The organism is Haladaptatus sp. ZSTT2 (assembly GCF_037081775.1).
GTDB lineage: Archaea > Halobacteriota > Halobacteria > Halobacteriales > Halococcaceae > QDMS2.
Genome location: NZ_JBAMHQ010000001.1, coordinates 174,562 through 196,840, shown reverse-complemented (window position 1 = coordinate 196,840; position 22,279 = coordinate 174,562). Strand labels below are relative to the sequence as shown.

General features: G+C 61.1%; 22 protein-coding genes. 12 read left to right on the top strand and 10 right to left on the bottom strand.

Features of this window, described 5'->3' with window-relative positions; all coding sequences use genetic code 11:
• The first annotated feature begins 107 nt into the window (after positions 1 to 107).
• From V5N13_RS01000 to gatE, 6 genes are all read left to right on the top strand, one after another.
• Positions 108 to 542, top strand: a complete 435-nt coding sequence (locus V5N13_RS01000) for an RDD family protein (RefSeq protein ID WP_336359245.1) — start codon at positions 108 to 110, stop codon at positions 540 to 542.
• Positions 543 to 585: 43 nt separating this feature from the next.
• Positions 586 to 831, top strand: a complete 246-nt coding sequence (locus V5N13_RS00995; RefSeq protein WP_336359244.1) for a BolA family protein — start codon at positions 586 to 588, stop codon at positions 829 to 831.
• 60 nt (positions 832 to 891) lie between these two features.
• Entirely contained in the window at positions 892 to 2,304 is a 1,413-nt protein-coding gene (locus V5N13_RS00990) for a class II fumarate hydratase (protein ID WP_336359243.1), read from the top strand.
• A 99-nt stretch (positions 2,305 to 2,403) separates the two neighbouring features.
• On the top strand, positions 2,404 to 2,835 hold the full coding sequence (locus V5N13_RS00985; protein WP_336359242.1) for a DUF7522 family protein: 432 nt from the start codon (positions 2,404 to 2,406) through the stop codon (positions 2,833 to 2,835).
• Between the two features lie 98 nt (positions 2,836 to 2,933).
• Positions 2,934 to 3,404, top strand: a complete 471-nt coding sequence (locus V5N13_RS00980; RefSeq protein ID WP_336359241.1) for a DUF4395 domain-containing protein — start codon at positions 2,934 to 2,936, stop codon at positions 3,402 to 3,404.
• A gap of 162 nt (positions 3,405 to 3,566) precedes the next feature.
• Positions 3,567 to 5,435, top strand: coding sequence for a Glu-tRNA(Gln) amidotransferase subunit GatE (gatE, locus tag V5N13_RS00975; protein ID WP_336359240.1), 1,869 nt, complete (start codon positions 3,567 to 3,569; stop codon positions 5,433 to 5,435).
• Between the two features lie 27 nt (positions 5,436 to 5,462).
• Here the strand turns inward: gatE and V5N13_RS00970 are convergent, their stop codons facing one another.
• From V5N13_RS00970 to V5N13_RS00940, 7 genes are all read right to left on the bottom strand, one after another.
• A complete protein-coding gene (locus V5N13_RS00970; protein ID WP_332898970.1) occupies positions 5,463 to 5,861 on the bottom strand; it encodes a CBS domain-containing protein in 399 nt (132 codons plus the stop codon).
• Positions 5,862 to 5,918: 57 nt separating this feature from the next.
• Complete coding sequence (locus V5N13_RS00965; protein WP_336359239.1) at positions 5,919 to 7,616, bottom strand: asparagine synthase-related protein; 1,698 nt, start codon at positions 7,614 to 7,616, stop codon at positions 5,919 to 5,921.
• Complete coding sequence (locus tag V5N13_RS00960) at positions 7,613 to 9,541, bottom strand: asparagine synthase-related protein (protein ID WP_336359238.1); 1,929 nt, start codon at positions 9,539 to 9,541, stop codon at positions 7,613 to 7,615. The genes V5N13_RS00965 and V5N13_RS00960 overlap by 4 nt, the downstream gene beginning before the upstream one ends.
• A 283-nt stretch (positions 9,542 to 9,824) precedes the next feature.
• The gene (locus tag V5N13_RS00955) at positions 9,825 to 10,955 is read right to left on the bottom strand and encodes a DUF7118 family protein (protein WP_336359237.1); all 1,131 of its coding nucleotides are present in this window, start codon (positions 10,953 to 10,955) and stop codon (positions 9,825 to 9,827) included.
• Positions 10,956 to 11,078: 123 nt separating this feature from the next.
• Complete coding sequence (locus V5N13_RS00950; RefSeq protein WP_336359236.1) at positions 11,079 to 11,516, bottom strand: hypothetical protein; 438 nt, start codon at positions 11,514 to 11,516, stop codon at positions 11,079 to 11,081.
• A gap of 42 nt (positions 11,517 to 11,558) precedes the next feature.
• A complete protein-coding gene (locus V5N13_RS00945; protein ID WP_336359235.1) occupies positions 11,559 to 12,296 on the bottom strand; it encodes an RNA methyltransferase in 738 nt (245 codons plus the stop codon).
• Positions 12,293 to 12,826, bottom strand: a complete 534-nt coding sequence (locus V5N13_RS00940; protein WP_332898964.1) for a hypothetical protein — start codon at positions 12,824 to 12,826, stop codon at positions 12,293 to 12,295. The genes V5N13_RS00945 and V5N13_RS00940 overlap by 4 nt, the downstream gene beginning before the upstream one ends.
• 88 nt (positions 12,827 to 12,914) lie before the next feature.
• On the opposite strand from V5N13_RS00940, the gene folP reads away from it, so the two are divergent.
• The 3 genes from folP to V5N13_RS00925 all read left to right on the top strand — a co-directional run bounded on the left by folP (position 12,915) and on the right by V5N13_RS00925 (position 16,309).
• Positions 12,915 to 14,045 (top strand): dihydropteroate synthase, encoded by a 1,131-nt coding sequence (folP, locus tag V5N13_RS00935; protein WP_336359234.1) that lies wholly within the window; start codon positions 12,915 to 12,917, stop codon positions 14,043 to 14,045.
• A gap of 122 nt (positions 14,046 to 14,167) precedes the next feature.
• The gene (locus V5N13_RS00930; RefSeq protein WP_336359233.1) at positions 14,168 to 14,857 is read left to right on the top strand and encodes a 6-hydroxymethylpterin diphosphokinase MptE-like protein; all 690 of its coding nucleotides are present in this window, start codon (positions 14,168 to 14,170) and stop codon (positions 14,855 to 14,857) included.
• Positions 14,858 to 14,890: 33 nt separating this feature from the next.
• Entirely contained in the window at positions 14,891 to 16,309 is a 1,419-nt protein-coding gene (locus V5N13_RS00925; RefSeq protein WP_336359232.1) for an FAD-binding oxidoreductase, read from the top strand.
• Between the two features lie 6 nt (positions 16,310 to 16,315).
• Here the strand turns inward: V5N13_RS00925 and V5N13_RS00920 are convergent, their stop codons facing one another.
• On the bottom strand, positions 16,316 to 18,010 hold the full coding sequence (locus V5N13_RS00920; RefSeq protein WP_336359231.1) for a thiamine pyrophosphate-binding protein: 1,695 nt from the start codon (positions 18,008 to 18,010) through the stop codon (positions 16,316 to 16,318).
• Between the two features lie 83 nt (positions 18,011 to 18,093).
• Here V5N13_RS00920 and msrA point away from each other — a divergent pair, with 83 nt between their 5' ends.
• Entirely contained in the window at positions 18,094 to 18,636 is a 543-nt protein-coding gene (msrA, locus tag V5N13_RS00915) for a peptide-methionine (S)-S-oxide reductase MsrA (RefSeq protein WP_336359230.1), read from the top strand.
• Here the strand turns inward: msrA and V5N13_RS00910 are convergent.
• Together V5N13_RS00910 and V5N13_RS00905 are read right to left on the bottom strand one after the other, a co-directional pair.
• A complete protein-coding gene (locus tag V5N13_RS00910; protein WP_336359229.1) occupies positions 18,626 to 19,642 on the bottom strand; it encodes a TIGR04024 family LLM class F420-dependent oxidoreductase in 1,017 nt (338 codons plus the stop codon). The genes msrA and V5N13_RS00910 overlap by 11 nt on opposite strands.
• Entirely contained in the window at positions 19,639 to 20,409 is a 771-nt protein-coding gene (locus V5N13_RS00905; RefSeq protein WP_336359228.1) for an SDR family NAD(P)-dependent oxidoreductase, read from the bottom strand. Before V5N13_RS00905 ends, V5N13_RS00910 begins: the two co-directional genes overlap by 4 nt.
• 136 nt (positions 20,410 to 20,545) lie before the next feature.
• Between V5N13_RS00905 and V5N13_RS00900 the strand changes: the two genes are divergently transcribed.
• Positions 20,546 to 21,505, top strand: a complete 960-nt coding sequence (locus tag V5N13_RS00900; RefSeq protein WP_336359227.1) for an MBL fold metallo-hydrolase — start codon at positions 20,546 to 20,548, stop codon at positions 21,503 to 21,505.
• A 50-nt stretch (positions 21,506 to 21,555) separates the two neighbouring features.
• Complete coding sequence (locus V5N13_RS00895; RefSeq protein WP_336359226.1) at positions 21,556 to 22,239, top strand: HAD family hydrolase; 684 nt, start codon at positions 21,556 to 21,558, stop codon at positions 22,237 to 22,239.
• The last annotated feature ends 40 nt before the right edge of the window (positions 22,240 to 22,279 follow it).

Genomic DNA, 22,279 nt, shown 5'->3' with positions numbered 1-22,279 from the left:
TTATTGATGAGTTTCATATATGTTTTTTGCTAGTGATAGTCTTGAACAGTTATCAGTAGCGCACCCAAACCCGAAGTTTATCTTGTTTCCGTGAGAGTTTTGTTTCGATGAAACGGCCAACGCCGCAATTGGGCACCGAAACGGATACCTTGGGCGCACGAATTGTCGCCTGGATTATCGACGCGATTCTCATGGGACTTATCACCGGTGCGCTCGTCGCACCGCTCAACATCTTCGGGAATGCGCGCGTGACGCTTGGCGGGTCGATTGGCCTGCTCTTGACGCTCGCGTACTTCATCTACATGGAGGCCACCTACGGCCAGACGTTCGGGAAACGGCTCATGAAAATCGTCGTCGTGAAAGAAGATGGCGGGCCAACCGACATGGAGGCGTCACTGATTCGCAACGTCCTCCGGCTGGTGGATAACTTTCCCTTCATCTACCTCGTTGGCCTGCTGTTCATCTGGTTCAGTGACCGCGACCAACGCCTTGGCGACATGCTCGCAGATACGGTGGTCGTGAGAGTAGACTCACAGGCATAGGCCAGAGGGAACGGTTTTCAGAGTCGGGCTATCTTCTGTTGGTATGGACCTCACAGTAATCGAGCGACTCATCGAGGAGGAAATCGAGGGTGCAGAGGCGACCGTGAGCGACCCACGAAACGATGGCGAACATCTCGCCGCGCTGGTCGTCTCCCCGGCGTTCGAGGGGAAAACGCTCGTCCAGCAACACCAGATGGTGTACGACGCGCTCTCAGAGCACATGACAACGGACATCCACGCGCTCGAACTGAAAACGTACACACCGGAAGAGTACGACGCCCGCCAGTAGCCGGAACGTTGACCGCTTTCGATGCCTTTTACGCCCCATGCGAAGGAGTCTCTACTACGCATGAGTGACCAGGAGTTCAGGACCGAACGCGACAGTCTCGGAGAGATGCAGGTACCGGCAGACGCGTACTGGGGTGCCCAGACCCAGCGCGCGATTCAGAACTTCCCCATCTCGGGAATTTCCTTCGGGCGACGGTTCGTCCGCGCGCTCGGCGTCGTGAAAAAGGCCGCCGCCCAGGCAAACAAGGACCTCGACATGATCCCCGCGGACAAAGCCGACGCCATCATCGAGGCCGCAGACGAGGTCATCGCGGGCGAACTGGACGACCAGTTCCCCGTCGACGTATTCCAGACCGGCTCTGGTACGTCCTCGAACATGAACGCAAACGAGGTCATCGCCAACCGCGCCACCGAGATTTACGGCGGCGAAATCGGTTCTCGAGAGATTCACCCGAACGACCACGTCAACTTCGGCCAGTCCTCTAACGACGTGATTCCGACGGCGATGCACGTCGCCGCCTACGAAGCCGTCGAGAAGGACCTCCGTCCGGCGCTCGAACAGCTCCGCGACGCCCTCGCCGCGAAAGAAGAAGAGTTCGACGACGTCGTGAAAACCGGCCGCACCCACCTGCAGGACGCGACGCCGGTTCGTCTCGGTCAGGAGTTCGGCGGCTACCGCACGCAGGTCGAAAAGGGACTCGTCCGTCTCGACAACATCGGCCCGCACCTCGCTGAACTCGCCCTCGGTGGCACGGCCGTCGGCACGGGACTCAACACGCACCCAGAGTTCCCGGAGAAAGCCGCGCAGTACATCGCAACGGAGACCCGCCTCGCCTTCCGCGAAGCCGACAATCACTTCGAAGCACAGGCCGCCCACGACGCGATGGGCGAAGCACACGGCGCGCTGCGCACCATCGCAGGCTCTCTGAACAAGATTGCAAACGACCTGCGCCTGCTCGCCTCCGGGCCGCGCAACGGCCTTGGTGAAATCGACCAACCGGAGAACCAGCCCGGCTCGTCGATTATGCCCGGCAAAATCAACCCGGTGGTCGCAGAGGCCGTCAATCAGGTGCACAAGCAGGTCGTCGGCAACGACGCAGCCGTCGCCGCGGGAGCCGCAGAGGGACAGATTGACCTGAACCTCTACAAACCGGTGCTCGCCTACAACTTCCTCCAATCCGCAGAACTCCTCGCAAACTCGTCTGCGGTGTTCGCAGAGCGCTTCGTCGCCAAACTCGAAGCCGACCGCGAACACTGTGCAAACCAGGTCGAACAGAGCATGGCACTCGCTACGGCGCTCAACCCACAGATTGGCTACGACAAGGCCTCTGACGTGGCGAAAACGGCACTCAAAGAAGGCAAGACCGTCCGACAGGTCACGCTCGAAAAGGGCTACCTCACCGAAGACGAGGTCGATAAAGTGCTCGAACCAATCAAGATGACCGAGCGCGGCATCCTGAGCAAGGACGACTAACGGCGCACGTTCGACTACCTCTCTGTCGCCGAGAATTATTATTTTTCGAGAAAGTGAATGACAAAAACCTTCTTATTACCGCGCCGGAGAATGCATACTATGGCAGATGCCAAACGCAAACTCGTCGAGTGCATCGAAGCATTCGGTGAGGACGCACTCCGCGATATCTGGCTTTTTAATCCAACTCGCTACGAGGCGCTCTACATTCGTGATGACGTGGAGGCGAACATCGAGGATATCAACGTCAACAATTTCGTGGATAACGAACGCTACGGCTACATCACCCGCGATACGTACAACGCCCTCTCACACGCGACCTACCAGTATTCTGTACATGGGTTCGACGAGTTCGAGCAGTTTCGAACCTTCTTCGGTGAGGAAACGACCGACTCTGGCGTGTTCATCAGCCTAGATGCACACAACGGTGCCTACGACTTTGGCGACCTCTACGACAAACTGATGGCCTACGCAGCCCGCGTCGACCTTTCGAGCGTTACACCCGAGAACGTCGGACAGTGGTCTGGCGATTAAGGCTGTTTTGCCGCTTTTTCTGACGACCCGTCAACGACGGCGGAGAACGGTGCCGGATAACGTGTGGAGATACGTATTCACCACGTACGGAGGGCACAATGACGGCGACAACGACCACCGCGCCCACCGCGGCTTCCGATTCGGGACTCACGTACGTAGACCCGCGGGCACCGCGCTTTGGGCAGGCTATCACCGCGACGGTGCTCACGGCTGGCGTGGTGTTTGCAGAACCCCTCCTCATCTACGCCATTGCCGCGATTCTCGGGATGGCACTGCTTTCGAGATGGCGACTCGACCTCTATGGCTTTAGCTGGCGGACCGTGATGATACCGCTTGTTGGGACTTCAGAACGGCGCGAACCAGCAGCGCCACATCGGTTTGCGAAACTCATGGGCGCGGGGTGCACCGTCGTGGCGAGTGCCTTGCTGCTCGCGGGCGTCCCACTCGCGGCCTACCTCCTCGCCGGTATGGTCGCGGTGCTCGCCGGAGTGGCCGCCACGACCGGCTTGTGCATCGGCTGTCGGATGTACCAGCAGGTTTCGTTCTTCCGCCGACTCGGCGTCGTCTAAGCCGAGCGATTGCAATGTCAGACCGTAGACGTGCTCATGTAGAGCAACTGGTCGAACGCGTCTTCGACGGCGTTGATGACCGAATCGAGCGCTCAATAGCGGTGAGAGTACGGCGGCGGCGACTGGATGGTTTTTTGCCCATCGATACCCCATCGTCGAGTAATGAGTGAGTACGACTACGAGGAACTCGGTCTTATCGCGGGACTCGAGATTCACCAGCAACTCGATACCGCGAGCAAACTGTACTGTAACTGCCCGACGGTGCGTCGAGAACCCGAGGAATCGGTGCGCTCCTTTACTCGCTATCTCCATCCCACGCGCTCAGAACTCGGTGAACTCGACGACGCCGCCGTAGAAGAGAGCCGCGTCGAACGCGAATTCACCTATCTCGCCTTCGACTCCACCTGTCTGGTCGAAGAGGACGATGAACCCCCGCACCGCTTAGACCACGAGGCCGTCACCGTGGCGCTCGAAGTCGCCCAACTGCTCGACATGGAGGCGCTCGACCAGGCCCAAATCATGCGGAAAATCGTCGTTGACGGCTCAAACACCTCCGGCTTCCAGCGCACGACGCTCGTCGCAAACGACGGCGAGATTCAAACCTCAGAGGGCGCAGTCGGCATCGAAGACCTCATGCTCGAAGAGGAGAGCGCACAGCGCATCGAAGAATCCGACCGCGCAGTCACCTTCGGCTTAGACCGCCTCGGTATCCCGCTCGTCGAAATCGGCACCAAACCGGACATCCGCACGCCCGCACAGGCCCGCGAAGCCGCAGAGCAAATCGGGATGCTCCTGCGTTCGACGGGGCAGGTCAAACGCGGGCTCGGCACCATCCGCCAGGACGTGAACGTCTCCATCGCAGACGGCGCGCGTGTCGAGATGAAAGGCGTCCAGAGCCTCGACGGCATCGAAGACCTCGTGGCAAACGAGGTTCACCGACAGGTGCGCCTGCTCGAACTCAAAGACGAACTGGCAGAACGCGGCGCGACCGTCGGCGAGGTGCAGGACGTGACCGCGGTGTTCGAAGACTCAGAAAGCGGCGTCATCAAAGGCGCACTCGACGCGGGTGGGAAGGCGATGGCCGTCCCCCTCTTCGGTTTCGACGGCCTCGTCGGCGCGGAGATTCAGCCAGACCGCCGCCTCGGCACCGAGTTCGCAGACCACGCAAAACGCAACGGCGCGGGCGGCATCTTCCACACCGACGAACTCCCTGCCTACGGCGTGACCGAGGACGAAGTCGCTGCCCTCCGCGAAGCCGTTGGCGCGGGCGAGGACGACGCCGTCGCGATGGTCGCCGCTTCCGCAGACGTGGCAGCACAGGCAATCGAGGCCGTCGCCGCCCGTGCACAGGTCGCCCTCGAAGAAGTGCCAGAAGAGACACGCGGCGCGAACGAGGACGGCACCTCCCAGTACCTCCGCCCGCTCCCCGGCGCGGCACGGATGTACCCCGAGACGGACGTGCCGCCGGTTGACTTAGACCCATCCGAGGTCGAGATTCCAGAACTGCTGACCGAAAAGGTCGAACGCTACCAACAGGAGTTCGGTTTCACCGAGGATTTGGCAAACCAGATGGCCTACTCCCGACGCATGCCGCTGTTCGAGCGCGGCATCGAGATGGGCGTGGACGCGAACACCGCCGCAAACGTTGTCGAGAGTACGGTCATCGAACTCCGCCGCGACGACGTGCCCGTGACGAAACTCACCGAATCACACTTCGAGGGTGTCTTCGCTTTGCTCGCAGACGGCGACCTCGCAAAAGAGGGGATTCCAGAACTCCTCACCGCGCTCGCGGAGAATCCGGAACTCGACGCAGAAACCGCCGCAGAACAAGAAGGCCTTGGCTCTGCTGGCGAAAACGAAGTCCGTGACATCATCGTGGAAGTCGTCGAACGCAACGAGGAGCAGGTCAAAGAACAGGGCATGGGCGCGTTCTCCGCGCTCATGGGCGAGTCGATGGGCGCGCTCCGCGGGAAGGCAGAGGGCGAAGTCGTGAGTTCGATTCTCCGCGAGGAGATTCAAAAGCGATCGTAACGGTCGCGACCTGTTTTTTCGTACCGCTTACGCGCTCTGTGGCCGCATGTTCGAGAGGTACTTTGCGAGGTCTGTGGTCGTAATCATGCCCAACACGTCGTCGCCGTCTACGACGGGCATGTGGTGGAAGCCGTGTTCTATCATCTCGTCTGCGACGTCGCTGATGGGCCGTTGGGCCGTCGTGGTGATGACGTCCGTCGTCATGTAGGCGGACACGGGCGTCTGGTCTTTTGGCTTCTGCTCTGCGACGATTTTTACGAAGTCGGTAGTCGTGAGGATGCCCGCGAGTTCGTTGTTGTCGTTCGTGACGATGACCGACCCGATTCGGTGTTCCAGCATGAGCTGTGCGGCCTCCTCTACGAGCGTGTCCGGAGAGACGGTCTTGATGCCGGTCGACATGAGTTGCGCCACAAAAATATCTTCCATACGGACAGGTGGGTCGGACGACGCTTAAGCCTTGGCTGAACGCGACACGCGAGACGGTTACCGGTCGAGCCACCAGTGGGTGTTGTGGATGCGTAATTGGAGGCGGACGGGGAGGGCGTGCACCGCGGGCTGGTTCGGGAACAGCTTCTCTGCGAGGCCGTAGTCTGCGTAAATCTGGTTGCGGTCTGGCCACGCCGGTTCGAACTCTTCTACGAACGGGAGCTTCCGCCGAATGAAGCGTTCGAGTTGGTTGAGTTTGTTCGAGTCGTGTGGCTGGCTCGGCGGCCGGTGGTGGAGGATGTTCGGGTCGATGCGTTCGAGCGCCTTGCGGAACGTCTCGCTGTTTCTGTACTCCGGTGGCGTCTTCAGGTGCCAATCGAGCAACGTCGTGTCGATGGCGACGAACGGCTCAAAGTAGTTGTCCGCAAGCTGCGTCCGAAACGGCATCACCGGCTGGTTGCTGATGACGAGCAAGTCCATCGCGTTGTGCACCGAGTCGGTGCGCTCCCAACAGCGTGACAGCTCCTCGCTCAGCTGGGTTTCTAAAAACTTCCTCGGTGACACGTGGTCGAGGTCGAGCGTCGGGAACACTTGTTCGACCAGCGACGCCATGTGCTCGCTCGGCGTCGGGAAGTAGCCAAGCGTCGCGAGCAGAGAATCGACGGGGTCTGGGTCGCGGACGAGCGTTGTCGAAGGGAGCTTTGAGCCGAGGACTTCCATGCCGTCCCACTCTAGGAAGTAGCCTTTGAACAGCGTATCAAACAACAGGCCGTGGTACATCACGTCCACGTCGAGGAGGTCGTCGTACCCGGCGTGGTGGATGTGGAGCGCTTCTTTGATGCTTTGTGAGTAGCGCAGTTTCTCGTCGCTCGTAGAGAGGTAGCGGTCGCTCGGTTCGAGAACCGTGTGTTCTGCGTTGTACTGGTGGGCAATCTTCTTTGCCACCCGCACCTCTCGTGACTCGTTGCGCCCAATCGTGTAGGTTTGGCTGATGTCGGGAAGCTGTGAGAGGAAGACGCGGGAGTCTTTCCCGCCGGAAAGCAAGATGCCTTTCTTGCCCGGGAAGTGCGAGCGGAGGTGGACGGCGCGTTGGAGGCGGTCTGCGAGTTCGGTGACGTAATCGAACTCCTGTGGGTCGTACACGAAGCGTGACAGCGACTCGGTGGTCGTCGCCGTCAGGTAGCTGTCGATGGGGACGCGCCGGATTTCCTCGAACAGGGTTTTGGTGCCGAGGACGGTGCCGAGGTGGAGGAATTCGAGAACCGCCGTCCGATTTGGTGTGGGGTTTGCGACGAGGTGTTTCAACATCGCAATGTCCGTACTGAACACGCGCGCGCCGCCAACGTCTGCGTAGTAACACTCCCACGACCGAATCGGGTCGGTGACGACGACCGACTCACCTGCGTGCTCGATGTACGCGAGATACGAGCCGTTCAGTTGCGAAAGGGCGTCCATGCCCGCCGTCGAAAACTGGTCTAAGAGCCAGTGGGCGGTGTTCGGTGAACTCTCGCCTGCGGGATACGCCTCGCCAAAGATGATGCACGTCCCGTCACTGTCAGAATACGACGAACTGCACCCACGGATGTCGAGGCTATGTGAACGGATGCCCACGGTCGCTTCGGTCTCGCTTACGACTTCGTCGAACTCCTTTACGGAGCGAAATCGCTCGAAGTCGCTTTGCGTGCCGAACACGCCAAACAGTTCAGTGTTCATCGACGCGCGGGTGGCCACTTCGGTCTGTTCGGTCGCTCTCACGAGGCGTCGTCCTCCGTCACTGGTATCCCACCTGCCGAGCCAGGACCGCCAACCGGCGGTGGCGAGGAGAGGGCATTTGTGTTCTCTGCGTCCCCGACGGCTTCGGTGAGCGGCATTTTGAGCAGCGTGAGCAACGAGTAGAGCAACGTCATGTTGTTCTCACCGTTCAGGTGGGCGTCGTAGACGGCCGCGACCTGTGTCTCGTCGAGGAAGGGCAACTGTGCTAGCAAGGCTTCTTTCTCGCGGAAGGTGTCCGGGGCGAACGATTTCACGCGGAGGAGTTCGGGGCGATTTGGCCACGGATTGTGGTCTAAGTGCGAGGCGGGCGTGGGCTGGTCGTGGATGTGTTTGCGGTAGAACGCCGTGACCATCCCGCCAACGTATTCGACCGGGAAGGAGTATTTGAGCGGGACGCCCGTTCGCGCGTGAGGGATGGCCGCCAACTCAGGGCTGAGTTTGGCGATGGCCGCGTTCACGACGTTGCGTCGGGCACAGTATTTCATTGGAATCTGCTGGTGGAGGTCGAAGATACGGTTGTCGAGCATCGGCGTGCGATACGGCCGCATCTGCATGAGACTCCGCGGGAAGATAGACTCTGTGCTGCCCCCGAGCGGGTAGTAGTCGCTGTACATGGCGAGGTCGGTGAGTGAGTTATAGCGTACGCCATGGCTCACGATGTCGTCTCCATCCCAGTGGATGTTCTCTCGAAGTACCTCGCGCAATGAGTAATCTGGGGTAAAATACGGGAGCGGTTCGTTTGCCTCGTCAACCTTCGTGTCGATGTAGTCGTCTATGGTCGAAACAGACGCCCGGGCCGGGAGCGGGACGGTGCCAAGCGATCCGAGTCTCAACTCCTTGGTTTTGAGGGCGATGCCGTCGAACAACTGGTCTGAGAACAGGCCCGTCACGAGCACGTCAGCCTCGCTGACGATTTGCTCTTCGAACTCGGAGAAGTAGGCTTGGTCGAACCAGCCGCTGAAATCAGAGAGCTGCGGCGTGGTTTCGAGTGAGCGCGCCTCGTGGTCGTCGTAGCGTTCGAGCAGCCGGAACTCGTCGCCTGCCGTGGTTGCGACGCGCTTTGCAACCTGTGCCTCCCGGCTCATCCACCCGGCGTTGTGAAAGCTCACTGCGGGCTGGTTGAGCGTCGCTTGAATCAGGCGCGAATCGCCACCGCCGCTGAGGAAGGTGCCGTAGGTGCAGTCGTCGCGCGTCCACTCGGCAAAGAGGTCTTCGAGGGTGTCTGCAAGGGTATCGACGAAGTACGAAAATGGCTTGTCGACCGGGTCGTAGTGTGGCCGCCAGTACGACTCGACCGAAAGTGAGAGGTCGGTGAGGTCGATGGTCGTCACCGCACCCGGCTGGAGTTCAGAAACGCCTGTGAGCGCGGTTTCGACACCGAACACTCGGCGCAGTTCGAGGTACTCGTACAGGTGCGGAAGGTCGAACTCCGGTTCGAACTCGGGGGCGGCCGCAAGCCCTTGGATACACGACGAGAAGATGAGTGAGTCGTCCGTGGGGCGTGTATAATGGAGCGTCCGCGTCGCAAACCGGTCGGTGATGAGTTTGAGTTCGTCTGTGCGCTCGTCGTGGATGACGATGAGGAACTCGCCGTTCAACTCGGAGAGAATCGACTCGCCGTGTGCGTCAAGCAGCGACGCAACGTACGTCGGGGCGTCGACGTCGTCTTCTCGCGGCGTGTAGTCGCCCAAGCCACCACGGCCGTACACGTCGCCCCAGAGCCACAGGCGGCGCTCGTCGCCACACGCGACCGGCTGGTCGCCCGCGAGCAGTTCGTGGACAGAGAAGGCGAGGTCGAAACGCGGAGCCGACGCGGCGAACGTCACCTCTTCTGCGCGCCACGTAGCCGTCGCTCGCATCTCGTCCGAGAGCGAGCCGGTTCCAAGTACGCCAGTTAATCCAACCATTCTAGTTCGTCTCCAACCGTCGGTCGTGGCCCAACCACACCGATTTGAGAGGCCCGTGAGATTGCGCTGACACTGTCTTCGTTGACAGATAGCCGTTCATATAGAAGTGCGCTTCGGCCGTCGTGCGAAGTGCCACCACACAGAGTGATTGTGGGAAATTGTGGGGAAATCACGGCGCTTAACCCGATTTCTTCCGTGATTTCCCACAGCCACCCCAATAGTGTGAGTTTGTTGACTGGTTGGGGTTTGACGCGTTGGGACTACAGAGTGTGTTGGCTGCCAACTATCTGCGACCAAGCGGCGGGTACGCTGCGAGCGTTTCGCGGAGGGCGTCGAGCGACGCACGATGTTCCTTGCAGTCGCGTTCGACAGCGCCGTCCTGCAGTCGAGTGCGTTCTTCCGCAGACAATTCTTCGCGTGCCGACGCGCTCGTGCGCAACTGCTCGTAATCGTCGCGGTGGCCGAGGTCACGAACGGCGCGGGCGCGTGCCACCACCTCGTCTGACGCAAACCGACCGACGACAGCGATTCGTTCGCGCATGTGCCAGCCGAGTGCGTCCGCAGAGACCGGCGGCCACGACACTTGGAGTGGGGTTGCAGAAAGGCTGCGGAGATACGACTGATTCGTCGCAACGTTCGAGCGAAACGCTTGTGGAGTATCGACGTAGTGGTCGAGTTTCGACGGAGAGTAGCCCGCGAGGTCGAGCAAGCGATTCAGCGACTCCTCGCCAACTGCCGATTCGTGGACGTAGTCGTGTAAGTTCTCCGGCGGCGGCCGGTACTCGACCAACGGGTACGCCGTCGTTTCGGCCACCAACTGGAGGACGGCGCGCGCAGAGGCAGTTTGTTTAAACGAGGTGAATGCCTCGGCCACCGCGTCGTTGTACGCCTCGATTGGCTCACGCAAGAGCGAGACGGGCGCGTCTAAATCCGCCTCGCCCAGCCGTTTGATACGCTCAAGGTCGTCGAGTTGGGTTTCGAGTGTTCGCTGTTGTTTCTGGAGTTCGTTTCGCGCGGTGCGGTACGTGTCTCGTACGTCCTGTTCGCGGCTGCGAAGCTCCGCGTATTCTCGTGCTGGTTCGAGCTGCGAGCGCGCTCGGTCGAAGTTCGCGTGTTTGAGCACCGACGTGACGCTGGTCGTGAGTTCGTCGTCCGCGGCGGTGAAGGCGTCGTAGTGTGGCAGGTCCTCAGAAACGGAGCTGAGCACCTCCGCCATCTGCTCGCGGAACTCGATGTAGCCTTGTAAGTCGTCGCGGTCGGTCGCCCGGTCTTCGTAGCGGTCGAGCACCGACGAGAACTCCGTGTAGGCGTCGGCTACGTCATTGAGATTGTCTCTCCCAATCGCTGCGATGCGCTCGTCAATGTCCTGTAACTCCGCGTCTGCGCGCTTGAGTTGCGCCGCTGGCGCGTCCATCAGTCCGCCCTCTCGTCCGTCCGTGGTGGTCGCTGACGTGTGGCCATCGCTTGCACTCACTCGGTTGCGAACGTCAAAAGGATTGTTGGCTTGGGTATCGGCCGAACCCTGCCGCGAATAGACTCAGGCACTTCGCGTGTGGACGTAGTGTTCAAGTCCACCACCGAGGGCGTAGAGAATCAGATACACTGGGCTGTATAACAGGGCGAACGCAACCATTCCCGTCACGGTTGAGGCGTTGATGACGGGAACAGAGAGTGCGAGCGCACCCCAAAAGATGGCGACGATTGCGAACAACACGGCGGGAACGACGAGTTTCCACCCCAAATATGCGGTAACGGGAACGGCGAACACAGCAACGATGAATGCACCACCAATGAAGAGGAACCCAACGGTACTGAGCGATGCGTGGCTGAGTGCGTCAGTGAGACTCCACGCTGCGAACAACACACCCACGAGGAGAAAAAGCGAGAGCACACCGATGCCGACGGCGAGGCCAACGAAGAGTGCGTGGTCTTGGTTCAGTTCGTGGCTCGCTGACTGTGCTGGCGAAGACGCCATACAAAATTTTAGTGGTCTATCAGGATAACTGCTCGCACGCGGTCAGTCGTCTGCGCGCTCTGGATGCTCTGCGCGCTGTTCTGCGTGGCGGAGGATGCCGTGTAGCGTCGAGATTTCGCGGCCGGTCGGGTGGGCACGGCCGAGGATACGCCGCATCATGCGCTGGGTCTTCTTTCGTTTCTCTGCGGGGTAGTTGATGAAGTCGAGAAACGAGTCGAAGTGACCGTAAAAGCCCTCGATTTCGTCTTCGCAAGCGCGTTCGTGGACGGCCGTTGGCAGTTGAGAGCGTTCGACCGAGAGGTTGCGCAGTTCGTAGAGAACGATGGTCGCAGCCTGTCCGAGGTTGAGGACGGGGTACTCGGAACTCGCGGGAATCGAGCAAATTTCGTCCACGCGCGAGAGTTCCTCGTTGGTGAGGCCGACGCCTTCGCGGCCGAAGAGGAGCGCGGTGTCGGTCTCGACTTTCGCGAGACTTTCTTTGAGTTCGACCGGCGTTTTGAACGGCCAGCGCATGTGTTTGGTCTCGTCTTCGTTCGTGACGGCCGTCGTCCCGACGGTGTGGTAGTTCTCGATGAGGTAGTCAAAGGAGACTTCCGTCGCGTTCGGGAGCACGTCGTCGCGGGCGTGGCCGGCGAAGCCGTAGGCCTCGCTGTCACGGCCGAGATACGGTGGATTGACGAGATAGAGGTCTGAAAGCCCGAAATTTTTCATCCCGCGAGCGATGGTACCGACATTCCCCGGGGTTTTCGCGTCCACGACGGCGACGACGATGTCGCTCATTTTTGTGGGTAGTCCGCGCCGAGGTCGAGGTCGTCCATGTCGAGTTCGTCGATGCTCTCGACGCCGAGTTCCTCTTCGAGTGACGGGAGTTTCTGGTCGTTCGACGGCGTTTCCGGGAGGCTTTCGGGGTCGGTATCGACGTGTTCGTCCGGGCCGTAGCCCTCCGGTGCGCGCCCGCCGTCTAAGAACCATTCGTGGAAGTGGTCGTCCATGTCGAGTGCCCCCGCATGTTCCTCACCGCCGTCTTCGCGCCACCAGTAGAGGAAGTCAGCTTCGTGTTGGTTGCAAAGGAGCACCTCACCGAGCGGCTCGCCGTAGACGACCTGCGTGACCCGGCAGCGTTGGATGTTTTCGTCGCCGTGGGTTAACCAGCACGCATCGCACGGCGTCCCAACGATCTCGGTGAGTCTGAGCACCTGTCTGCGCGTATCTTCTGGCATCTCTACCAGTGGTTTGAGGTTCCCCTCGTCGTCGAACACTTCGTCTTCATCGAAGCGCCACCCGCGGACGCCGATGCTGACCTTAGCCATACGCGGGGGTAGCAGATAGGTGAATAAAAAGAGCGTGTCTGGCGGCGATGGCGCGGTGCTTTTAGCCACGGCAGCCATTTTTCCGGGCATGCGAACGGTCTACGCCGCCGGCCTTGGAATCGGAGACGACCACCCGCCGCGAATCATGGGCGTCCTGAACGTGAGCGAAGAGTCGCCGTACAAGCCAAGCGTGTTCGACGACCCGGCGGACGCCGCCGCCTACGTAGACCGAGAACTCATTGACCAAGGCGCAGACATCGTGGATGTCGGCCTCGAATCCGCGAACAAACGCTTTGACGTGCTCTCTGCGGAGCAGGAACTCGACCGCCTCGACACCGCTATCGAATCCATCGCCTCCGTTTCGGGCGATGCGGTGTTCTCCATCGAGACGCGCTATCACGAAGTCGCGGAAAAAGCCCTCCAGAACGGTTTCGACATGGTCAACGACATCTGTGGCTTCGCCGACCCACAGATGCCCGAGGTTTGCGAGGAGTACGACGTGGCCGTGGCGAAGATGGCAAGTCCACCAGATCTGACGCGACCGGGTGCAGTTGAGGACGTAGACGACATCTACGAAGCCCTGAAGATGAACGGGCTCACGGACAAGACCATCGTCGACCCGGCCTTTGGCGGGTGGTCTGCAGAAAAGACGCTCGAAGACGACCGCGAAACCTTCCACCGGCTGCGCGAGTTTCGGGGACTTGGCCAACCGATTCTGGTCTCTATCAACCGGAAAAACTTCTTGCGCGACGTGGCCGGGCGCTCGACAGACGCCGCCCTACCCGTGAGTCTCGCCGCCACCTCGATGGCTGTCGAACGCGGCGCACACGTCATCCGCACCCACGACGTGGCAGAAACGCGGGATGCCGCCCTGATTGGCAAAGCGTTCTCCCGGCGGCGCGTGCGCGACGACAAACTCGGCGTCAGCGAACTCGACGTGACCACACGAGGGGACGCGAAACGCCACTTAGAGCGCGTCGGTGGCGATACCGACCACGCCGACGAAGCGGTCAAGAGAGTGGTCGAACTCAGGAATTTGTCAGAAATCGAATACACAGAATTGACCACCGCAGCGGGGAATGCCGGGGCGATCGTAACGGGTGAAATGGGGGCGACGCTGGTGATTGGGACACACGGGGCATTCGAGCAGATAGCACAGGCCATTCCGCCCGAATTTGACCGGCTCACCGCCGTATTCGTTGAATTATCTGAATTATAAGGGTAAGAGAAAACTTATGCCGAAGGATTTAGAACTAGAGATTGGTAGCCGGAAGGGCCCTACGGGTAGGGGTACACGTATGCGCCATTCCGGCTCAATACGATTTATCGAGTGGAGACACAATGGACTATAGCTCCTGGTCTCCCGTTTATGCAGCCATCCTCAGAGACTTTGGCTTCCCGCGAGGAGCAGATGAGACCGCGCGCGACGAGCTCGCAGCGCGCACTGTGCCGTTCGACCACACGAGGCTTTCGTTTCTCTCCGGTGCGCGCGTCGCCATCGCCGGGGCTGGCCCGTCGCTCGAAGCCGAATTCGACGTCGCAGGCGACGCAGACGCCGTCCTCGCCGCCTCGACGGCCACGGACACGCTCCGTGAGGCTGGCATCGACGTTGCCCTGATGGTTACGGACATCGACAAAAATCCCGAGACGATTCGCACCCTCACCCGCGAGGGCACCCCTGTCGCGGTGCACGCACACGGCGACAACATCCCCGCAATTCGCCGTGAAGTGCCCACCTTCATGAGAGAAAACGTCCTCCCGACCACGCAGGCAGAGCCAACGCCACCCGTCGAGAACTTTGGAGGGTTCACCGACGGCGACCGTGCGGCGTTCCTCGCAGACCACTTCGGCGCACGCGAGTTGACCTTTCTCGGCTGGGATTTCGACGACCCGAGCGTCGGGTCGATGAAAGCAAAAAAACTCGCGTGGGCAGAACGACTGCTTTACTGGCTCGAACGGCGCCGTAGCGAGCGATTTTCCATCCTCGACGGACGGCGCGATGCTATCGACACGAGCGCGCTTCCCCTGTAACGCTTAAGGTGGCGCACCGTGGTATGTTCCCCTATGCCACACGATTGTTCATTTCTCTCCGCTGTGCTCCCGGATTCACAAGTCTCCGTTGGCGATTCGGTGCGGGCAAGTCACGCAGGCGACTGGGGGACGCGCGACGACCAGAAGGTAACCCCAGACGCCGTAGTGTTCCCCGAATCGACCGAGGACGTGTCTGCGGTGCTCGAAGCCGCGACCGCCCACGACGTGCCGGTGACGCCCTACGCTGCCGGGACGAGCCTTGAGGGGAACGCGACGCCCGCATTCGCAGGCATCAGCATGGACATGACGCGGATGAACGCGGTGCTCGACGTGCGCCCCGACGACTTCCAAATCGATGTCGAACCCGGCGTGTTCGGTGGGAAAGTAGACGAGTCCGCCGCGAAACACGGGCTGTTTTTCCCGCCGCTCCCCTCCTCGGGGGAGATTTCGACCATCGGTGGGATGATTGCGAACGATGCAAGCGGGATGAAGACGGTCAAATACGGCGAAGTTGCAGACTGGGTGCTCGAACTCGAAGCCGTCCTCGCAGACGGCACGGTCATCACCGCCGGGAGCAAGGCGGTTAAAACGTCGAGCGGGTACAACCTGAAAGACCTCATCATCGGGAGCGAGGGTACGCTCGCCGTCGTGACCCGTGCGACGCTTAGACTCGCGGGAATCCCCGAGCAGATTCGCGGCGGGCGGGCGATTTTCGAGAATCTGGAAGACGCAACTTCGGCCATCGCGGACACCATCCGCTCGGGCGTGGACGTAGCGACCATCGAACTCATGGACGCAGAGAGCGCGATGATTGCGAACGCCTACACCGGCTCTTCCCTCCCCGATGCGCCGATGGTGTTTCTCGAATTCCACGCGAACCACGGCATCGAGAGAGAAATCAACTTCTGTAAATCCATCTTTGAATCCCACGACGTCACGCGCTTCGAGATGGCCGCAGACGAGGCTGAGATGGCGAAGCTATGGGAAGCGCGCAAGGACATGGCCTTCGCGCTCCAATCGTGGGACGAGAATCTGACGCCGAACAAATCGGGTGACATCACGGTTCCCATCAGCAAGTACCCCGAAATCATCGCCTTCGCAAAAGGGCTCGCGGCCGAACACGACCTGCTCGTCCCGTGCTTTGGCCACGCGGGCGACGGCAACGTCCACTACTCAGTCATGGTCGATGTATCGGACGACCAAGAAGTCGAACTCGGGGACCGAATCTATTCGGACGTCGTCAAACGAGCCATCGAGATGGGTGGCACCGCGACGGGCGAACACGGCATCGGCTGGGGGAAACGCGAGTACCTTGAATTTGAACACGGCGCAGGAACCGTCGAAGCGATGCGCGCGGTGAAACGGGCGCTCGACCCGACCGACACGCTGAATCCGGGAAAGATATTCCCCGAAACCGCAGAGGGAAAGCGCGTTCGCCTCGAACGGAACTAAGCGCCACTAATCGTGGACGAGCACGTCGATGACGTCCGTGCCTGCAGTGTCGAGGGCTTTTGAGAGCACTTCCTCGATTTCGTCGGGCGTCGAGACGAGATGGCCGCGCGCGCCGTGGCTCTCTGCGTTTTTCGGAATATCCACCGCGGGTTCGAAATCCATCCCGATGAACGCGTGGTCGGCGTAGTCGCCACCGAGCATTCTGACGGTGTTGTCTTTGAGGATGCGGTAGTTGCGGTTGTCTGAGACGACGACGGTCAGGTCTACGTCGTAGCGCGCCGCCGAGTAAATCGAGTGCGGGTAGTAGAGATACGACCCGTCACCGACGAAGCCGATGACCTGTCGCGGATTCTCCTGCATCGACTCTGCCATCGCCGCGCCGACGGACGCGGGCAGGCCGTAGCCAAGGCCGCCACCTTTGTTCGAGATGAACTGTTCTGCTTCGAGCGGGACGCGCGTGAGGAAGGCGTACTTTGAGGTGACCCCCTCGTCTACGAAGTAGGCGTCCGGAGCGACCGCGTGGATGGTATCGACGAGTTCTGCTTTCGAAGAGCGGGTTTCGCCCTCTGCCTTCGGGTCATTGCCCATCTGCTCCATGGTGCTTGCGAGCGACTGCTTGAGCGTCGAGACTTGCTCTCTGCGAGCGTCTCGAACGTCCGCATCGAGGCTTTCACTGAGGTGGTCTGCGATGGCGTCCATCACGAGGCCGGGGTCGCCGACGACGGCTGCATCCGCCGTCTGATTTTTCCCGACCTGCCAGGCGTCTTGGCTGATGTGTATGCACGTCGTCTCTGCGTCCACGAGCGGCGTGTCGTGGTGCATGAGCGTCGTGTTGGTCGAACAGCCCACGAAGACGAGTGTGTCGGTTTGCATGAGCATCTTCCCGAGGTCTTCGCGCGGCGGGAGGAACGACACCCACTGGTCGTGGTCGGTGGGGTAGTTCACCTCACAGCCGAGCATCTCGCCGTGGACGCGCGCGCCGGACGCTTCGGCAAGCTTGACGGCCGCGTCGACGGCCTGCTCGCCCGCTCGCGCGACGTGGTCGCCAAGGACGAGCACCGGGCTGTCGGCCTCGACGAGCAGGTCTGCGGCGCGCTCGACCTGCGCCGGGTCGCCGCCGCCCGCGTTCGGAATCGGGCCGAGTCGCTCCGGCTCCTTGTCGGTTTCTGCCATCATCACGTCGGCCGGAAGCGCGAGGAAGACGGGGCCGGTCGGCGGCGTGAGTGCGACACGAACCGCGCGCCGGAGCATCGTCGGCAGGGCGTCCACTGACAGGACTTCCGCAGACCACTTACAGAACTGGTCTGCGAGCGTGGTGAGGTCGCCGGTCAGAATCGGCTCCTCGTGGCGGAAGTCGCGTTCGTGATTGCCCGCGGTGACGAGGAGGGGAGCGCCGGTCATTTTGGCGTCGTAGAGGTTCCCGAGGCCGTGGGCGAGGCCGGGCGTGACGTGGAGGTTTACGACGCCGAGCGGGTTGACTGAGTCGTCGTGGTGAGAATGATACCGTCGCGTGCTCGCGTAGCCTGCGGCCATTCCGACCGCCACGTCTTCGTGGATGCCGAGGACGTACTCAAGGTCACCGCCCGCGAGCGCGTCCATGATGGGGAGTTCGGTGGTGCCGGGGTTGCCAAACAGGTGCGTGACGCCGTATTGGGAGAGCGCTTCGACGAAGAGGTCGGCTCCCGTAGTTGTGTCACTCATTTGCACGCAGGTTCCGACGGCGCGACCTTAAGCGCTCTCACCGAGGCCTTGCGTTCTTACGTCAGGAGCACTTACCTACCCCCATGTCCGACTCACTGGCCACAGCGACGTTCGCTGGTGGCTGTTTCTGGTGTGTTGAAGCGGCGTTCAAAGAACTGCGCGGCGTGACCGACGTGACCTCCGGGTACACCGGCGGCGAGACGGAAAATCCGACCTACGAGCAGATTTGCTCTGGCAACACTGGCCACGCAGAGGCGATTCAGGTCACCTACGACACCGACGAACTCACCTACATCGACCTCCTTCGCGTGTTCTTCACCGTCCACGACCCGACGACGCTCAACCGACAGGGCAACGACGTTGGCACGCAGTATCGCTCGGCCATCTTCTACCACGACGAGGAGCAACACGAGCGCGCCCAAGCCGTCATCGACGAACTCGAAGCGTCAGGAACCTACGACGACCCAATCGTCACCGAACTCTCGGCGCTCGGGACGTTCTACGACGCAGAGGAGTACCACCAGGACTTCTACGAGAAAAACCCGAATCAGGGCTACTGTGCGGTGACGATTCCGCCGAAACTCGACAAGGTGCGAAAGCAGTTCGGCGAACTCGTTACGCAGTAGAATCCGGCGCAAGCGCGTCGAGTGTCGCGTTGATTTCTTCTTGCTCTGCCCCGCGTGGGAACGAGACACTAATCGCATCCACGCCGTCGATATTGGCGAAGCGCTCGATGCTCTCCTTTGCCTGTTCTTTGGTGCCCGCAGCAGACATCTGGTCGAGCAACTCGTCCGGAATCGCGTCAAGTGCGGCCTCACGGTTGCGGTTCGACCACTCTTCAGAGACGGTCATGGCCACGTCTTCCCAGCCCTGTCGGGCGAGTGAGTCGCGGTAGAACGTGCCCATGCCGCCGATGTAGAACGCGAGGTGCTGGCGGGCAAGGTCGCGGGCGTGTTCTGCGTCGTCGAGAACACAGCAGCCGAGACCGACATTGACGCGGAGGTCGTCTGGGTCTCTACCCGCGAGTTCCGCGCCGCGTCTGAGGTCTTCGAGGCGGTCTTTGAGGCCCTGTTCGGTCAGCATCAGGGCGTGCCAGCCGTCTGCGAAGCGACCGGCGAGTTCAACGGATTTCGGCCCCATGCCCGCGGCGTCGATGCCCGGTGGCACTTCGGGTGGGTCACAGCGCAGTCTGAACCCGCCGAGGTTGAAGATATCGCCGTCGTAGTCCACTGTCTCCCCCGAAAGAACGAGTTTGACGATGTCGATGGTCTCGCGTGTGTGGCGAAGTGGCCGGTCGAACGACTGGCCGTGCCAGCCTTCGATGACGATTGGACCACTCGGGCCGAGGCCGAGACGGAAGCGGCCGTCTGAGACCTCTTGGAGAGTGGCTGCGGTCTGGCCAATCAAGGCGGGCGAGCGTGAGTAGACGGGCATGATGCTCGTCCCGATGCCAATCTCGACCGTCTCGTGGGCAATCGTGGCGAGCGTCGTGACGGCGTCTCTGCCCCACGTCTCGGGGAGCCACGCCATCTCGTAGCCGAGGTCTTCTGCGCGCTGTGTCTGGGCGACGAGCGACTTCACGCTTGGCTGTGCGGCAACCGGGAGGAACACGTCGTAGGCAACGTCATTCATAACTCGGGACTCTCTAGAATCCGTGGGACGCCCTGTGCGGTAATCGTTTCGCCGACGATGTACGACGAGGCGGGACTTGCGAGGAACTGGGCGATATCCGCGATTTCTTCGCTCACGCCAATCCGGCGTTTGACCTCGGTTCGGTCGATGTTCTCGCCGGTGACGCCCATCTGGCTTTCGACGCCAGGGGTGGCGACGAAGCCGGGAGCGATGCCGTTCACGCGTACGTCGTCGTCGGCCCACTCGAACGAGAGCGACTTGGTGAGGTTGATAACGGCCGCTTTCGATGCGCCGTAGTGGCTCATGTAGGGCGATCCTTGCTGGCCAGCGACGCTTGCGATGTTGACAATCGACCCGCCGCCGCGCTCGCGCATGACCGCACCTGCGGCCTGCGAGCAGTGGTAGGTTCCATGAAGATTGATGTCCACAATCGTCTTCCAGCCGTTTTCGGAGATATCCTCGAAGTCGGCCATGAACGAGGCTCCGGCATTGTTCACGAGCGTGTTCACGCCGCCGAACGTCTCGACTGTCGCCGCGACGACGGCGTTTACCGCCTCGCGGTCGGTCACGTCGCATTCGACGGCGAGCGCCTCGCCGCCCGCGTCGGTGATGCCGTCTGCGACGGGCTGGACGTTGTCGCGTTCGCGCGAGCAGATGACGACGTTCGCCCCGTCTGCGGCGAACTGCTCTGCGATTACCTTCCCGATACCGCTCGAAGCGCCCGTGATGAGCGCTGTTTGGCCGGAAACGCTGAACTGGCTCGTCATCGAGCTTGCCTCGTTGTGTGGTCGCGTACCATAGTAAACCAGTTTACTGGTTGCAGTTCTGGTGCAATAAACTTGGGTTCGGCAGAAGCCACCGAAAGCCGAACCCTTTTCGGCGCGACGAGCAAGCCTTCGGACAATGACTGCCCCCGCCGTCCACCGTATCGAATTTCCCGTCGATTGGGAGCCGGGCCACGTTGCAGCCTATCTCGTCGATGGCCCAGAAACGGTACTGTTCGACGCTGGAACGCCCGGCGAAGACGCCCGTGAGAAGCTGCGCGCTGGCCTCAGCGCGGTTGGCTTCACCCCCGCGGACATCGACCACCTCGTCATCACCCACCCGCACGTAGATCACATCGGGCAGGTGCAGACGCTCCTCGATGCCGGGTCGCCGCGCCTCTATGTCCCTGCGAGCGTCGAACAGCGATTCGCCCGCGACGAAGCCGACCTCGCGGCCGTCGTCGAAACGAACGCACGGGCGGCTGGCGTAGACGACGAAGAATCCGCCGTCGAGATGTCGGTTCGCTCGCTCACGCGAAATCGTCGCCTCCTCCCACCTGATGCCGTCTCTCACTGGATTGAGCCGAGTGAGACGGTTTCGATTGGCGGCTTTGACTACACCGCCGTCCACGCAGGCGGCCATCAGGCAGACCATCTGTGCTATGCGACCGCTTTTGACGAGACGCGCGTTCTCTTCTCCGGTGACATGGCCATCGAACCGTTCCGCTCGGTCGGCCTCCACGTCGGCCTTGACAACGGCGTTGCGGAGACGATTCCGGCGTTCTACGAGGGGCTTGACCGCCTTTCAACACTCGACATAGACCGCGTGTATCCGGGCCATGGGCCGGTTCACGACGAATTTGACGCCTCGATAGTCCAGTCACGTCGAAGTCTGGACAATCTCGGTGAGTGGGTCACCGAGATGCTCGATTCTGGCATCGAGACTGGAGCCGCAGTTGCCGCCGAGCGAGCGAGAACAGACCGCGAGAACGATTCGTTCCTGCCCGAGTCCTATGGGATGTTGCTGTGGCTGGAACAGCAGGGCGTTGCCACGTCAACAATGACGGACGGCGTTCGGCGATTTCGCCCCGCACCCTGACCCTGCCGAGAGCCACACGCATTTGTACCCGGATTTCTTCTCTGCGACCAATGAGCGAATTTGACGCGGTGTTCTTCGATATCGGCGGTGTCCTCCTTGACCTCTCGTCGGTCAGAGCGGGCCACGATGAGTTCATTCGCCGCCTCGTCGCAGCCCAGGACCTCACAGACCACGAGGCCGCGAAAGCGACGTGGCGAGGCGCGCTTGGCGACTATTTCAGCGGGACAGACGGCACGAACTACCGGCCTGCCGCCGCGGGCTATCAGTACGCCGTCGATGAACTCCTCGGCCGAACGGTTCCAGAATCCGAGTGGAAACCCCTTTTCGAAGAGGCGACCTACGGCACGATTCGCCCCCACGACGGCGCGAAAGAGACCCTCGAAGTTCTTGACGAAGCTGGCCTCTATCTCGGCGTCATCAGCGACGTAGACGACCACGAAGGCCGTAAAATTCTCGACACACTTGGCGTCCTCACCCACTTCGACCACGTCACCACGTCCGAAGAAGTCGGGAAGAAAAAGCCCGACCAAGCGATGTTTCAGACGGCCTTAGAGCGCGCTGGTGTCTCCCCAGGCGCAGGGATGATGATTGGCGACCGCTACAGCCACGACATGGTCGGCGGCCGTGAGGCGGGGCTTACGACCGTTGCTTACGGCGCGTCGGACGGCCCAGCGGTCGATTACGTCATCGACGACCTGCGTGAAATCCTCCGTATCGTCGGGGTTCGCGACTGAGTCGTGGCAAACGATTAACACACAGTCCGGTGAACCGCCG

Bases quoted from the DNA above. Each gene is read 5' to 3' on its own strand.
- V5N13_RS00925 (WP_336359232.1), top strand. From the start codon at position 14,891: ATGCCACACGATTGTTCATTTCTCTCCGCTGTGCTCCCGGATTCACAA.
- V5N13_RS00960 (WP_336359238.1), bottom strand. From the start codon at position 9,541: ATGGTTGGATTAACTGGCGTACTTGGAACCGGCTCGCTCTCGGACGAG.
- V5N13_RS00920 (WP_336359231.1), bottom strand. From the start codon at position 18,010: ATGAGTGACACAACTACGGGAGCCGACCTCTTCGTCGAAGCGCTCTCC.
- V5N13_RS00940 (WP_332898964.1), bottom strand. From the start codon at position 12,826: ATGGCTAAGGTCAGCATCGGCGTCCGCGGGTGGCGCTTCGATGAAGAC.
- msrA (WP_336359230.1), top strand. From the start codon at position 18,094: ATGTCCGACTCACTGGCCACAGCGACGTTCGCTGGTGGCTGTTTCTGG.
- V5N13_RS00900 (WP_336359227.1), top strand. From the start codon at position 20,546: ATGACTGCCCCCGCCGTCCACCGTATCGAATTTCCCGTCGATTGGGAG.
- V5N13_RS00910 (WP_336359229.1), bottom strand. From the start codon at position 19,642: ATGAATGACGTTGCCTACGACGTGTTCCTCCCGGTTGCCGCACAGCCA.
- V5N13_RS00930 (WP_336359233.1), top strand. From the start codon at position 14,168: ATGGACTATAGCTCCTGGTCTCCCGTTTATGCAGCCATCCTCAGAGAC.
- V5N13_RS01000 (WP_336359245.1), top strand. From the start codon at position 108: ATGAAACGGCCAACGCCGCAATTGGGCACCGAAACGGATACCTTGGGC.
- V5N13_RS00895 (WP_336359226.1), top strand. From the start codon at position 21,556: ATGAGCGAATTTGACGCGGTGTTCTTCGATATCGGCGGTGTCCTCCTT.
- V5N13_RS00985 (WP_336359242.1), top strand. From the start codon at position 2,404: ATGGCAGATGCCAAACGCAAACTCGTCGAGTGCATCGAAGCATTCGGT.
- V5N13_RS00950 (WP_336359236.1), bottom strand. From the start codon at position 11,516: ATGGCGTCTTCGCCAGCACAGTCAGCGAGCCACGAACTGAACCAAGAC.
- V5N13_RS00945 (WP_336359235.1), bottom strand. From the start codon at position 12,296: ATGAGCGACATCGTCGTCGCCGTCGTGGACGCGAAAACCCCGGGGAAT.
- V5N13_RS00955 (WP_336359237.1), bottom strand. From the start codon at position 10,955: ATGGACGCGCCAGCGGCGCAACTCAAGCGCGCAGACGCGGAGTTACAG.
- V5N13_RS00970 (WP_332898970.1), bottom strand. From the start codon at position 5,861: ATGGAAGATATTTTTGTGGCGCAACTCATGTCGACCGGCATCAAGACC.
- V5N13_RS00995 (WP_336359244.1), top strand. From the start codon at position 586: ATGGACCTCACAGTAATCGAGCGACTCATCGAGGAGGAAATCGAGGGT.
- V5N13_RS00980 (WP_336359241.1), top strand. From the start codon at position 2,934: ATGACGGCGACAACGACCACCGCGCCCACCGCGGCTTCCGATTCGGGA.
- V5N13_RS00990 (WP_336359243.1), top strand. From the start codon at position 892: ATGAGTGACCAGGAGTTCAGGACCGAACGCGACAGTCTCGGAGAGATG.
- gatE (WP_336359240.1), top strand. From the start codon at position 3,567: ATGAGTGAGTACGACTACGAGGAACTCGGTCTTATCGCGGGACTCGAG.
- folP (WP_336359234.1), top strand. From the start codon at position 12,915: ATGCGAACGGTCTACGCCGCCGGCCTTGGAATCGGAGACGACCACCCG.
- V5N13_RS00905 (WP_336359228.1), bottom strand. From the start codon at position 20,409: ATGACGAGCCAGTTCAGCGTTTCCGGCCAAACAGCGCTCATCACGGGC.